Consider the following 14,423-nt stretch of genomic DNA (forward strand, 5'->3'; position numbering starts at 1 on the left):
TAAACAAATAACGTAATGAATTTCCTGCAATTTACAATTGGAAAAAATTAAATTTAACTTAATTTATTTTTAATGAATTTTATTATGCTAAATTATTAAAGAAATTCCTATTCCAAAGAAAATATACGAACTCGTTGTATTTTCACAACATAAGAAGAGGTTTTGATTATGTCCAATCAGTATAATATCGGTGTGGTTGTGGGTAGTTTACGTGCTGACTCTTATAATCTAAAAGTCGCCAAAGCCATCACTAAATTATTCCCATCGAATTTTACCTTCAAATTTATCAGCATTGCTGATTTACCTCTCTATAACCAAGAAGCCGACCAGAATGTTCCCGCGGTAGTGGCTAATTTTAAGAGCCAAATCAAAGCATCAGACGGCATTATCTTCGCAACACCGGAATATAACCGCTCAATGCCAGGTGTATTAAAGAATGCAATTGACCAAGGCTCTCGCCCTTGGGGAGATAACTCATGGGATGGTATTCCTGCGGGCGTATTAGGAGTTTCGATTGGTAATATTAGCACCGCAATTGCCCAGCAACATTTACGCAATAGCCTCGCGTTCCTCAATATGCCGACGATGAATCAACCTGAGTGTTATTTAAAATGGTATGACGGCATGGTGGATGAGCAAGACACCATTTCCCCAAAAAGTAAGGATTTCTTACAGCCTTGGGCAGATAACTTTGCCAAATTTGTTATCCATAATCGCGCGCGTTAATCACTGATTTTGTATGTAAAAAAGGCATCACCAGCGTGATGCCTTATATAACAATAGCCAAACAGAATCGATATTAACGCCCTGCTTTCAGCTTTTGGAAATACTCTTCATACAGAATATTGGTATTCCCCACATCGCTTTGCCATTCCCCTTTTTTCAATACCTCTTCTGATGGGTATAGAGATGGGTCATTCGCAATCTCGGCTGGTAATAATTTTTTCGCTTCTAAGTTTGGCGTCGGATAACCAATAGACTCCGCCACTTGTGCCGCAATTTCTGGGCGTAATAAGAAGTCGATAAGCTTGTGTGCCCCTTCTGCGTTCTTCGCGTTGGCAGGGATAGCTAAGCTGTCCATCCAGAAAATACCGCCCTCTTTTGGCCATACAACTTCAATCGGTAAACCCGCTTGTCTAGCCACAAATGCCGAGCCGTTCCACAGCATACCGACATCCACTTCGCCTTCAATATACGGGGTTGCAGGGTTGTCTGAGTTAAAGGCCAGAATATTTGGACGCAATTTTTGCAGTTCGTTATAGGCTTCTTCAATCTGCTTTGGATCCGTGGTATTGCCAGAATAACCAAGCTTTGTTAGCGCCACTTGGAACACTTCGCGGGCATCATCCATCATCAGTAAGCTATTTTTGTATTCTGGCTTCCAAAAGTCTGCCCATGAAGTGACGGACTTAGGATCAACCGCATCACCATTGATTCCGATCCCTGTTGCGCCCCAAATATAAGGCACTGAATAGTCGTTATTTGGGTCGAATTCTTTATGGATAAGGTTTGGATCGAGGTTTTTAAAGTTAGGCAGTTTTGTCTTATCAATCTTTTGCAGCATGCCTTCTTTGCTCATTTTGTCGATAAAATAAGTCGATGGCACCACTAAATCGTAAGCCCCTTCTTTATAGGTTTTCAATTTAGTGTACATGCTTTCATTGGATTCATAGGTGGAGTAAATCACCTTGATCCCAGTCTCTTTAGTAAATTGCTCTAATAAACCGGGGGGAACATATTCTGTCCAGTTATAGAAATACAGTACGTTTTTGTTATCGTCAGCGGCAGTTGCCGTGCCAATACTTGCAGCCATTAAACCTGCGGCTAGCAGATAGGACCATTTTTTCATCACTGATTTTCCCTCAACAAAGTGCTTTTTATCTATCTTCATAGGCTCAGTTAAAGCCTACCCTCTCGCCTGATGGCATGGAAAGATTGGGTGCCAAAATGACACCCACCAAGTACAACTTAACGTTTTGATGACTTCGCGACGGCATTTTTACCGTGTTTATCGCGCATAACCCACTGGCTTAAACAGACTAAAACCAGCGACATCAGCAACAACACCGTTGCCAGTGCATTCACTTCTGGGGAGACCCCGACTTTTACCATTGAGTAGATTTTCAATGGTAAGATTTCATAGCTTGGCCCCGTCACAAAGGAAGAAACCACCACATCATCCATTGATAAGGTAAAGCTCAGCAGCCACCCTGCGACAACCGCAGGCAGCGCTAATGGCAGAATGATTTTCCGTAAAATGGTAAATTCCCCCGCCCCGAGATCCCGCGCCGCTTCCAACATTTTCACATCAAAATCTTTCAATCTCGCGTATACCGTCACCACCACAAAAGGCAGGCAAAAGGTGATATGTGAAAATAACAGCGACCAGAAACCTAATGAGACGCCAAGGATCATAAACAGGACTAGCAATGAAATTGCCATGACAATATCGGGGGACATCATCACCACAAACAGCATTCCGCCGACAAATGGCTTGCCTCTAAAACGATAACGAAAGAGAGCAACAGCGGTTAATGTGCCGATAATTGTCGCAAACGTCGCTGAAAGTACCGCCATGGTCAATGAATGCCCTGCGGCTTCAAGCAGGCTGTCATTATTGCTCAGTAACTCATACCATTTGGTCGAAAAACCTTGCCACTGAATACCAAAACGCGATTCATTGAATGAGTTCACAATCAAGATAATGATTGGAATATAAAGATACGCGTAGATGGTGGTCATAAAACCACCACGCAAAATACGTCCTATCATTCTTCATACGCCTTTTTATTCAAAAGCTTAGCAGCTCGGTAGTACACATACAGCAGCAGCCCCATCATCACCGTGAGGAAAATACTGGTTGCCGCCCCAAACGGCCAATCGCGAATATTCAAGAACTGGCTCTTAATGACGTTACCAATCAGCAGGTTTTTCGCCCCACCCATTAAATCCGCCACGTAGAACAGCCCCATTGCTGGCAGCAACACTAATAAGCAGCCCGCAATAATTCCCGGCATGGTCAATGGAATAATAATCTTCACAAAAGTTTGGCATTTATTGGCGCCCAAATCCCGCGCCGCTTCCAAGTAGGATTTATCCAGCTTTTCAATACTGGAATAGAGCGGCATCACCATAAATGGCAACAAAATATAGATTAAGCCCAATACCACCGCTTCTGGGGTATACATCAATTTCAACGGCTTATCGATAATGCCAATCCACAGCAAAAAGTCATTCAAATACCCTTTGGTACTTAAGAACACTTTTAAGCCATAAATACGGATCAATGAGTTGGTCCAAAATGGCACAATCAGCAGAAATAGCATCAGCGGTTGGATGCGCTTAGGCAGCTTCGCCAAAATAAATGCAAAGGGGTAGCCGATCACAAGGCAGAAGAACGTGGCGATTAACGCCATATTCAACGAATGCAGCATCACTTGGGCATACATCGGGTCTGACAGACGGATGTAGTTGTCCCAAGTAAACACCAGATCCACCAGATTTGTATCACTGCGCGTGAAAAAACTGGTGCCGATGATCATTAAGTTAGGCAGAAAGACGAAGAGCAACAGCCAAGCAACGACGCCCGTGATAATCACATTCTGCAAGATTTTATGCTTACGAATGATCATCCAGAACTACCTCCCAGCTTTCAACCCAAGTCACGGCAACTTTTTGGTTAAGGGAGTGGTCGACATCAGGGTCATCTTCGTTAAAGAACTCACTGACCATAATAATTTTGCCATCTTCCATCTCAACCACTGAGTCTAACGTCATGCCTTTGTAGTTACGTTCTCGCACATAACCGATCAGCCCAGGGTGATTATCGGCGTCATTGACTTCTTCAACGCGTAAATCTTCAGGGCGCAATAAGACGTTTAAATGCTGACCTTCTGTGACCGGTAAATCGGTGAAAATATCACATTCATGCCCTTCAACATTGGCACGAATACGTTGTTCATCAATACGATGTAACACTTTTGCATCAAAAATATTGATTTCACCGATAAATTGAGCAACAAACAGGTTTTTCGGCTCTTCGTAAATTTCACGCGGCGTACCATCCTGCTCAATTTTCCCTTCACGCATCACAATGATACGGTCAGACATAGCCAGAGCTTCTTCTTGGTCATGAGTCACAAAAATAAACGTAATCCCCAGCTTACGCTGTAAGGCTTTCAGCTCATTTTGCATCTGTTTACGCAGCTTATAATCCAGCGCAGATAACGACTCATCCAATAGCAAAACCTTGGGACGATTAACAACCGCACGCGCAATTGCCACGCGTTGCTGTTGACCACCCGAAAGTTGGTTCGGCATACGCTCTGCAAAATCCGCCAATTGCACCATATGCAAGGCTTGCTCCACCCGTTTTTGAATGTCCGCTTTTGGTGTTTTTTGCATGCGCAAACCAAATGCCACATTTTCAAATACGGTCATGTGTGGGAATAATGCATAGCTTTGGAAAACAGTATTCACGAAACGTTGTTCCGCAGGAATATCTGTAATGTCCTGACCATCAAGAATAATTTGACCGTCATCCACATCTTCTAATCCAGCAATCAGACGTAAAACCGTCGTTTTACCACAACCAGAAGGCCCTAAAATGGTGAGAAACTCCCCATTTCGGATCGTGAGGTCAAGCTCAGAAATAATTTGTTTGCCATCAAAACCTTTATTTAAAGATTTTAATTCGACGAGTGGTGTGAGAGAAGTTGTCTCAGTCATTTATAATACACTCTATCCCTAGGAATAATGCAGATAGAACCGCCACCGTTAAAGACTGTTAAGCCCCCAGGAGAACCCCAGCAAAGCCCAAAACCAGTAGCGCCATTTTTAATAAAACAATAAGGCCAGCATAATAAACACTGTTAATGAAAATTGAAAGCCATTTTCAACACTTTGTTTGCCTTTCACTATGAATTTAAAACAAATAAAAGCGATTTATGATAAAAATAAGTGACATAGACATATTTTTCATAGCTTTGTGCTTATCTATCATTTTTCATTATAGAACCCAAAATAAAAGAAACATTAAAAGAATATTAAATTCAATATGTTAAACAAACAATCAAACTAAACTATCGATTAAGATAACTTGCTCTAGTAATAATAAAAACCCATTTTCCTTTTATTTTCACTCTGTATTTTATTTATTATCTCCAGAATGCTAACCAACTATAAATGATTAATTAATCCACTAACCTATTAGGATATTTATGGAAAAATTGAATGCATAAATTCTAAATTAACTGCTCCGCGATAACATGGATAACAAATAATTAAACCCAATACCCATAATTAATTTATGTGATTAGCTTCATACTTTGAATTCGAATATTAGTTTCTTGGCAAAGTTTAACCAAAGTCATATTTTCTTTTACATCCCTTTGAATATAATGAGTAATTATTCTAATTTCATTCAGACTATTATCCCTATAAACGATTATCCCGCCTGACAAAACAAGCGAGATTTAGAATAAAAAGCCTATAAACAATTTATTTCTTATATTTTCCGCTAAAATTAATATGTGAGTGAGCAAAATGGCTAATAAAGAGTTTTTTTACCAAGAACCTTATCCGCTATCTGAGGATAAAACCGAATATTACCAAGTCTCTGATAAATATGTTTCTGTAGAGCAATTTGCTGGGAAGCAAATGCTAAAAATTGAGCCAGAGGCTTTAACCTTTCTTGCTGAACATGCAATTTATGAATCCCAGTTCTTTTTAAGACCTGCCCACCAAAAACAAGTCGCCGCGATTTTGCACGATCCAGAAGCCAGTGAAAACGACAAGTATGTCGCCCTGCAATTACTGCGTAACGCCGAGATTTCTGCGAAAGGTGTTCTGCCAAACTGTCAGGATACGGGAACCGTTGCTGTCGTCGGGAAAAAAGGGCAACAAGTTTGGACGGGCTGTGATGACGAAGAATACCTCTCTCGAGGCATTTACAACGTTTTCCAACACGAAAACCTGCGTTTTTCGCAAAATGCCCCGCTGGATATGTTTAACGAAGTCAATACAGGTACCAACTTGCCTGCACAATTTGATATTTTTGCCACTACGGGTGATGAATACCATTTCTTATTTGTTAACAAAGGCGGAGGCTCTGCAAATAAATCCGCTCTTTATCAAGAAACTAAAGCAACGCTGACCCCGGCTAAGTTGAAAAACTTCTTAATTGAGAAAATGAGAAACTTAGGGACAACCGCTTGCCCACCTTATCATATCGCATTCGTTATCGGCGGTACTTCAGCGGAAACCACGCTGAAAACAGCCAAACTGGCTTCAGCAAAATACTATGATAACCTGCCAACGACAGGTAATGAGTATGGCCGAGCGTTCCGTGATGTTGAGCTAGAAAATGAGTTATTAGAAGCGTCACGCCATCTCGGCTTTGGTGCGCAATTTGGCGGTAAATACTTTGCCCACGATGTGCGTGTTATTCGCTTGCCTCGCCATGGTGCTTCTTGCCCGATCGGTTTAGCCATTTCTTGTTCTGCTGACCGCAATATCAAAGCAAAAATCACCAAAGACGGCTTGTGGCTGGAGAAAATGGAGCATAATCCAGCACAATATATCCCTGAATCGATGCGTCATCAGTCAGAAGGGAACGTGGTTCATATCGACCTCAACCGCCCAATGAAAGATATTTTGTCCGAGTTGAGTAAACACCCTGTATCAACCCGTGTATCTCTCAGTGGTCCACTGATCATCGCTCGCGATATCGCCCATACCAAGCTTAAAGAGCGCTTAGATAATGGTGAAGACTTACCACAATACTTTAAAGATCATATGGTCTATTACGCAGGCCCTGCGAAAAAACCTGAGGATATGGTGTCGGGTTCTTTAGGCCCAACAACGGGTAACCGTATGGACCCATACGTCGACCTATTCCAATCTCATGGCGGTAGTATGCTAATGCTGGCAAAAGGTAACCGTACCCAAGCCGTGACTGACGCCTGTAAAAAACATGGCGGTTTTTACCTTGGTAGCATTGGCGGCTCCGCGGCGATTTTGGCGCAAGAGTTTGTCAAAAGCTTAAATTGCCTCGAATACCCAGAGTTAGGTATGGAAGCCGTCTGGAAAATGGAAGTGGAAGGGCTGCCAGCCTTTATTTTGGTGGATGATAAAGGCAATAACTTCTTTGATATTGTGCAGAATGACACTTGCAAGAAATGCGTTAAATAATGGCCTAGTGCGATAAATCTTCCACATCATTGCCTACTTTACTTACATTAAAGTAGGCAATTTTTTGTTTAGCGCTCTTTATCTTCAGTCATTATGCACGGGTAATTGATGAGTGACACAATGTATTCCACCCCCTCCCGCTGCAATGACATCAATATTAAGCATGATAATGTCTCGGTCTGGGTATAGCATTTCAAGGAGCTGCTTCGCATCATGATCAGCCTGCTTGTCCCCAAATTCAGGCGCAATAACGGCACCATTGATGACAAAGTAATTAATGTAACCCGCGGCGAAATCAGGGTTATGTCGGCTAAAACGAGTTTGGCGCAGAGTGCTAGGTGGCGACACCGTATAAATTTTCAGTTTTCGCCCGTCAGCATCCGTTGCATTTTCTAAAATATCCATATGCTTGCGCGTGACTTCATAATCAAAAGAGTCCGAATCATTATCGAGATTTATCAAAATAACCCCTGGCTTCACAAAACGCGCGTAGAAATCGACATGTGCATCCGTAATGTCTTTTCCTTTAATACCTGGCAACCAGATGATTTTACGTAATCCTAATGCTTTTTTTAGCTCTTCCTCTATTTCATCTCGGGTTAAATTAGGATTTCGATTATCATTTACCCAACTACTTTCCGTTATCATCCCTGTACCATGACCATCAACCTCAATCCCTCCCCCCTCTCCAGTTAAGCGACTGATAAATGGGGTAATCACACCAAAATGCTGCGCTTGGAATTTTGCCAATTGGGCATCGTTATAATGTTGTTGCTTATTGCCCCAACCATTGAAATTAAAATCAACGGCACTGAGCTCCCCTTTTGGATTAACCACAAAATTGGCTCCGATATCACGCATCCATATATCATCGAGCTCTGTCGTGATAAAACGCGTATTTTGGCTACCACACATTTCCTCAGCTAACTGGCGCTCATTTTCTCGACAAAAAACCACCACCGGCTGGTACTTAGCAATCGCTTTAGTGATGCTCCCTAATGTTATTTGCACATCTGTAGTGAATTCTCTCCAAATTGCTTTTTGGGCGCCGAAGGCAATGAAAGCACACTCCTGTAATTCCCCTTCATCTGGCATCATTCCCCGTTTTTCACTCCGCATATTTCCTATTGCAACCGGTGATATACCAAAAGAGACTGCAACGCCTATGGCACTAATGACTGAGGTTTGTCGGATAAACTGACGACGAGTCGGCATACTGGTTTCCTTAATACTCATTATGATAAGTAATACTATTCAGTAATTTTCAATGCACCTATCTTAATGCCCTTGATAGCCATAAAACCAACGATATAATTAGCGCACAACTGATTAGATAAGCTTATCAAGCATGTTAAAATATTGGCCACCATTAAATGCATTACGCGGGTTTGAAGCGGCTGCCCGATTGGGAAGTTTCCATCAAGCTGCAGCAGAATTACATGTCACACAATCTGCAATTAGTCAGCAAATCCGTAGTTTAGAAAGCCAACTCGAGCAGCCACTATTTATTCGACAAGGGCGCAGTGTCACGCTCACGGATGCCGGGCAGGATTTTTACACTAGTGTTCAAGATACATTGAAACAATTAGCGATTGGAGTACGCCGGCTCGATCAGTATCGAAAGTCTAACCAACTTATTGTGAACACAACGCCTGCATTTGCTCGTCACTGGCTATTGCCTCGACTTGGACAGTTTCAACAACGACACCCTGACATTGATATTTGGTTATTCACCACCTATGACGTACCCAATATGGAAATGGAAACGATTGATATCACGATCCGTGATGACCTAGCCATACAAAATGAATGTACTTTTGAAGTGTTATATCAAGATAGTCTCTACCCAGCTTGCCACCCTAGTCTGCTTGGTGCTAAATCGCCTTTAACGCTACACGGCGAGCGAGAGATGGATTGGAGTAACTGGATTATTGGTGGTGGTGCATCGGTTGGACAATCACAAAAAGGGGTGAATTTTTCGGATCCTAGTCTGTTATTAGATGCCGTCAGCCAAGGATTGGGGATCGGATTAGTCAGTCAATTACTCGCTGCACACGCTCTAAATTCAGGGCAATTAATTTCACTCACAGAGCAGCGCGTAACAGGTGCTAAATGGGCATGGCTAATTCATAAAGACGCTGAACATAACCCATTAACACAATATTTTTGCCAATGGATAACAACCGAATTGGCAACATGTTCAGCATAAAGCGAATAAAACCTTGAGGGCCTTATACAAGCTACACCCAAGGTCTTTTCAACTTATTTATCAACAACAACGTTCTTATTCACCACATCCTGCTCGCTATTACCTACCATCAATGCAAATTTGCTAATTGGGTCAGTGCTGTAGGCGTACAGGCGTTTTAGTGCATAAGGGTTATCACCGAGCTTGACCTTACCTTGGATGGTGGACACCGCAATATGTAAGCCCGCTTCTTTTGCCGCATCAATCGCCGTCTGGTTATAGGCGCCGAACGGGTAAGCTAAATAACGCTGGTCTCTTTCGAATTTTGCCAACGCTTTCATTGAACGTTTAAAATCCAGCATAATCGTGTGCTCTTTACGGCTAAAGATTATCGGGTTATTACGGTTATCTAAGCGATGTAAAAAATGCGTATGAGATTGAATGTTGAAAACATCTTGGCTCTCTTTAATTTCCTGCTTACTCATAAATTGCAGAGAATCCGGATCCCATTTTTGTGGCTGAGTTTTGATACGCGAAGAGATGACAAACAGCGTCGCCTGTTGCTGATTATCTCTTAAAATAGGTAATGCATAGCGATAAACGGATTTAAGCCCGTCATCAAAGGTTAAGACTACGGCACGCCCTGGTAAATTCGCACTCTTATTTAAATAACCTTCCACATCTTCGAGTGATAATGTTTGATACCCCATCTCTTTGAGGTAATTCATTTGCTCACGAAAAGCATCAACCGAGGTTGTTGTTGAAGTATGGCGAAAATTTTTATTTTCACTGTCTTCGAGAATATGGTGATAAGTAAAAATAGGAATGCCTTTATCAATCGCCACATCATCTAAGCGAACATAACCCAAGCGATCACCGAGACGAATGGTTAACCATGAGGTTTTATCCCCATCTTCATCCGTTTTGATCATTCGAGCCAACACTGGATAGCGAAGATTTTCCCATAAAGAGGCGATTTGCCGCGAATCTTCATCAGTTGCACTGAATACTGGCGTTTTTTGGCTTGTAATCAAATAATCATAAACCGGGTTTTTAAGATCGTTTAAACGGTCATCTTCAGGGATATTCCGAGGCTTCTTTTTGGATATCTGAGTGCTTTTAACATAAGCAAAATCATTACCAAACTGTAGGGCATTATAGTCACCATTTGGACTATAGGCGTAAAAGCCATTGTCTGGATTAATCTCCCCAACAATACGCATTTGACCGCCTACAATAGCAAAGATGTTTTCTGGCGCTTTTGTCTGAATCAATTTGGGAGGCACATCCACAAGCTCCCAATTATCAAGATTGATCGCTTTTGAACCACTGATAATTAAATTATTATTTTTTATATCCGCAGCATGTGAAACAGAAAAAAGATTAACGAAAAAGGTCAAAAATAGAAAAAGTACTCGATTAGACATGTCCTTTCCACTCAGTATCACCAATACACCGCGCCAGTTTAAACCGACTTACAATTTAACCCTATACCCTGATAAAAATATTTTTTCATGGCAAAGCCACGATAATATTTCCGTGGCTGTTGTTATAGGTAATTTGCTATAGATAATTTGTTATGGATAATAGTGTATGGCATTCAATGAATATTGAGCGAGTTAAAACCTTTCAATTAAATGAAAAATAAATTTATCAACTTATTAACAATAAAATGAATAGTCTTAAAATAGCGTATTTAAAAATAAATAAACTCTACTTTTGTCCGTAATACGCATTTTTACCATGTTTACGTAAATAATGTTTATCCAGCAATTCTTGCTGCATATCGTCAATTTGTGGCGTCAACTGGCGCGTAAATAAATTCATATACGCAATCTCTTCCAGCACTACTGCATTGTGTACCGCATTATGAGCGTCTTTACCCCAAGCGAAAGGGCCGTGGCTATGAACTAATACCGCAGGAATATCCTTTGCAGAAATTCCGAGCTGCTTAAATGTCTCAATAATCACATGCCCAGTTTCTCTCTCATATTCACCGGCAATCTCACCTTCTGTCATTTTACGGGTACAAGGTATTTCACCATAAAAATAGTCGGCATGTGTGGTGCCTAATGCGCTTAGCGGTAAGCCAGCTTGTGCCCAAATGGTTGCATGGCGCGAATGGGTATGTACGATACCACCAATCTCGGGAAAGGCTTGATATAACGCTAAGTGAGTGTCGGTGTCTGAAGAAGGCTTATATTTTCCTTCGACGACTTCACCAGTAGTTAATGAAACGACCACCATGTCATCCGCTTTCATGGTTTCATAATCCACCCCGGAAGGTTTAATCACCATCAAACCGGCGTCTCGGTCTACTCCACTTACGTTACCCCACGTAAACGTTACTAGCTTATGTTTTGGTAATTCAAGATTCGCCTCAAATACTTGCTGTTTTAATGTTTCCAGCATGATGACCTCCCTAGGTGTAAAAAAATGGCGTGAATACGATATGAAAATAGCGAGTCATATCAACGACAAGGCTCTCTTTTATTCTCTATTTACTGTCGATGAATAGACGTTGTTCTGATTATTAAGGTAAACAGATTTAGCTGAATAAAAAAGCCTGGCACTTTACAAATCATTAACAAATCAACATAACTCGGTCGTATTCGGTCACAATCAGGCGGACTAAAACAAAAATATGCCTAATAAAAACGCCCGAATATGTGAAAGTTGATTAATGCTTCGTCTAGTTTCTGGCTATATACCGCCATATTTAGTGATCTAATTAACGATAAAAATGAAAACAGAAATATTTATTTCATATAAACGTGATCGATAACTCTATAAATAGCTTTGTTTGTTTCTATCCGTTATTACATGAGTCGAGTCACGACAAAAAAAATCTATCACTGGCAGACTGTTTACCGTGGAAAGAATGTTTATCGCGGAAAGAATGTTTGTTACAGAAATAATAAATGCCATGGGCTGAATAGGAGTTTTGAGATGCTACAAGCTGAACGCCACCGATTAATTTGCTCCCATGTTTCTCAACATGGCTCAGCGTTAGTGCGCGATTTAGCCCAGCTTTGTCACGTTTCTCAAGAAACTATTCGCCGAGATTTAACGGTATTAGAACGTGAAAAACGTTTAATTCGTAGTTTTGGTGGTGCGGTTGCCACTGAGCAAGATGAAAGCCCAGTACTGAATGTGATGCCCTCTTCGGTCAAACTCAGTCAAATGGTGGATGGTGCAGAATCCTTTCGTAAAAGAACGGAAGAGAACCCAGATGCGAAAATGAAAATCGCCAAAGCGGCGTTGAAATTTATTCAACCGGGTGACTGCATCATGATGGATAACAGCAGTACATGCTGGTTTCTGGCAAGGCAAATACCCGATATCGATATTACGGTGGTCACCAACTCCGTCAAAATCATTCAAGCATTAGCATGCCGAGATCGCGTTCGCGTCATTGGCATTGGTGGAGAGTATTCAGAACGCCATGATGATTTTCATGGTCCCATTTCTGAAAGTATTATCCGTAGCTTTCAAATTAAAACGTTATTTTTATCATGCCAAGGATTCAATATTGAAACTGGCGTTCGAGATGGCAGTGAAGTTAATGCCAAATTAAAAAATATTATGATTCAGGTTTCTGAGAATTGTGTGTTATTAGCGGATAATAATAAATTAGACCAATATGCTTTTAGCCAAGTTTGTACCTTAAATGATATTAACGTGTTAATTACCAATAAACTTAATGATAAAAATTTCAAGCAAGCATTTCCAAAATTAAACATTATTGAATGTGATAAATAGTATTTAGTGTAATAAATAGCATTTATATCGATGATAGTCGCAGCGTAACTAAGTGAGTAAATTAAGCAATTTGTTTTTATTTTAAATAACCGAATTACACCAGGCAGCAAAGAAACCTATTAATTAAATTAACGATTAATAGAAATTAATTATATCTATCCGATTAAACAAAACATTAACCCTATGTTGATGAGCATGGCTATATCTGCACATCATCTCTGAGGAATATAACGATGAATATGAAAAAATTAGTTTTACCTTGCTTAATGGGCGCCGCACTGTTTTCCAACATGGCGATGGCTGAATCACAGAAAGCACAAAAGCCATTTACCATGGGTGTCGTGGTAAAAGTGGGGGGAATTCCTTGGTTTAACGTCATGGAGCAAGGGATCACCGAAGAAGGTAAAAAGCTCGGCGTTAATGCATTCCAAGTGGGTCCAACCACCGCTGACCCTGCAGAACAAGTTCGTGCAATTGAAGATTTAATCGCGAAGAAAGTCGATGTTATCGGCGTCGTTCCTAACGATGCAAAAGTCCTTGAGCCAGTTTTAAAACGCGCTCAAGAAGCGGGCATCAAAGTGATTACTCACGAATCCCCAGATCAAAAAAATGCGGATTGGGATTTCGAATTACTGGATACCCAAAGCATGGGCGCTAACCATATGAAAGATATGGCTGCATGTATGGGTGAAGAAGGTAAATACGCCATGTTCGTGGGCAGCCTGACGGTACCTTTAGTCAACGAATGGGCTGATGCAGCAATCGCTTACCAAAAAGCACACTATCCGAAAATGCAAATGGTCGATGACCGCTTTGGTGTCGCGGAATCCGTTGATGATTCTATGCGTACCGCAAACGACCTGCTATCTAAACATAAAGATCTGAAAGGCATCATGTCGTTTGGTTCTCAAGGGCCTATCGGTGCGGGTCGCGCTATCGATAAACGCCGTAAAAACGCAGAAACCTGCGTCTTCGGTACATTCACGCCGGGTCAAGGCATTAAATTGTTAGAAAAAGGCGCGATTGATGGCGGCTATATCTCTAACCCGAAAGTGGCTGGTCAAGTTTTCGTACAAGTCGCGACGGCAATGATGAATGGCGAAGAGATCAAAACTGGCGTCAGCATCGGTGATATGGGTGAGATCAAAGTGAGTGGTAACACCATCCTCAGCGATAACCCAGTTAATCTGAATATTGAAAACACCAAAAAGCTGGTTGAAGTCGGTCTGTAAGTTCGCTCTACATAATAAAAATACGACAACAGTATTATTTTGTTCCACCT

General features: G+C 41.3%; 12 protein-coding genes. 5 read left to right on the forward strand and 7 right to left on the reverse strand.

Annotation, left to right across the window (positions count from 1 at the left end):
• The first annotated feature begins 168 nt into the window (after positions 1–168).
• Positions 169–726, forward strand: a complete 558-nt coding sequence (locus tag QS795_RS15300) for an NADPH-dependent FMN reductase (RefSeq protein ID WP_286269603.1) — start codon at positions 169–171, stop codon at positions 724–726.
• A 73-nt stretch (positions 727–799) separates the two neighbouring features.
• Here the strand turns inward: QS795_RS15300 and potD are convergent, their stop codons facing one another.
• The 4 genes from potD to potA all read right to left on the reverse strand — a co-directional run bounded on the left by potD (position 800) and on the right by potA (position 4,728).
• Positions 800–1,849 (reverse strand): spermidine/putrescine ABC transporter substrate-binding protein PotD, encoded by a 1,050-nt coding sequence (gene potD / locus QS795_RS15305; RefSeq protein ID WP_154603174.1) that lies wholly within the window; start codon positions 1,847–1,849, stop codon positions 800–802.
• A 119-nt stretch (positions 1,850–1,968) separates the two neighbouring features.
• Positions 1,969–2,772, reverse strand: coding sequence for a spermidine/putrescine ABC transporter permease PotC (potC, locus tag QS795_RS15310; protein ID WP_286269601.1), 804 nt, complete (start codon positions 2,770–2,772; stop codon positions 1,969–1,971).
• The gene (potB, locus tag QS795_RS15315; RefSeq protein WP_036949234.1) at positions 2,769–3,632 is read right to left on the reverse strand and encodes a spermidine/putrescine ABC transporter permease PotB; all 864 of its coding nucleotides are present in this window, start codon (positions 3,630–3,632) and stop codon (positions 2,769–2,771) included. The genes potC and potB overlap by 4 nt, the downstream gene beginning before the upstream one ends.
• A complete protein-coding gene (potA, locus tag QS795_RS15320) occupies positions 3,619–4,728 on the reverse strand; it encodes a spermidine/putrescine ABC transporter ATP-binding protein PotA (RefSeq protein WP_108479516.1) in 1,110 nt (369 codons plus the stop codon). Before potA ends, potB begins: the two co-directional genes overlap by 14 nt.
• A gap of 816 nt (positions 4,729–5,544) precedes the next feature.
• On the opposite strand from potA, the gene QS795_RS15325 reads away from it, so the two are divergent.
• A complete protein-coding gene (locus tag QS795_RS15325) occupies positions 5,545–7,191 on the forward strand; it encodes a fumarate hydratase (protein ID WP_154639380.1) in 1,647 nt (548 codons plus the stop codon).
• A gap of 84 nt (positions 7,192–7,275) precedes the next feature.
• On the opposite strand, the gene QS795_RS15330 is transcribed toward QS795_RS15325, so the two are convergent.
• On the reverse strand, positions 7,276–8,406 hold the full coding sequence (locus tag QS795_RS15330; protein ID WP_318626603.1) for an agmatine deiminase family protein: 1,131 nt from the start codon (positions 8,404–8,406) through the stop codon (positions 7,276–7,278).
• 133 nt (positions 8,407–8,539) lie between these two features.
• Between QS795_RS15330 and QS795_RS15335 the strand changes: the two genes are divergently transcribed.
• Entirely contained in the window at positions 8,540–9,400 is an 861-nt protein-coding gene (locus QS795_RS15335; RefSeq protein ID WP_286269598.1) for a LysR substrate-binding domain-containing protein, read from the forward strand.
• Between the two features lie 53 nt (positions 9,401–9,453).
• Here the strand turns inward: QS795_RS15335 and QS795_RS15340 are convergent, their stop codons facing one another.
• Complete coding sequence (locus QS795_RS15340; protein WP_286269597.1) at positions 9,454–10,806, reverse strand: polysaccharide deacetylase family protein; 1,353 nt, start codon at positions 10,804–10,806, stop codon at positions 9,454–9,456.
• A gap of 286 nt (positions 10,807–11,092) precedes the next feature.
• Positions 11,093–11,791 (reverse strand): L-ribulose-5-phosphate 4-epimerase, encoded by a 699-nt coding sequence (araD, locus tag QS795_RS15345; protein WP_154627863.1) that lies wholly within the window; start codon positions 11,789–11,791, stop codon positions 11,093–11,095.
• 537 nt (positions 11,792–12,328) lie between these two features.
• Between araD and QS795_RS15350 the strand changes: the two genes are divergently transcribed.
• Positions 12,329–13,141, forward strand: a complete 813-nt coding sequence (locus QS795_RS15350; protein WP_181477614.1) for a DeoR/GlpR family DNA-binding transcription regulator — start codon at positions 12,329–12,331, stop codon at positions 13,139–13,141.
• A gap of 239 nt (positions 13,142–13,380) precedes the next feature.
• Positions 13,381–14,373 carry a substrate-binding domain-containing protein gene (locus tag QS795_RS15355; protein WP_036949290.1) on the forward strand — a complete coding sequence of 331 codons (993 nt, stop codon included), beginning with the start codon at positions 13,381–13,383 and terminating at the stop codon, positions 14,371–14,373.
• Positions 14,374–14,423: the final 50 nt, after the last annotated feature.

The organism is Providencia zhijiangensis, assembly GCF_030315915.2.
Taxonomy (GTDB): domain Bacteria; phylum Pseudomonadota; class Gammaproteobacteria; order Enterobacterales; family Enterobacteriaceae; genus Providencia; species Providencia zhijiangensis.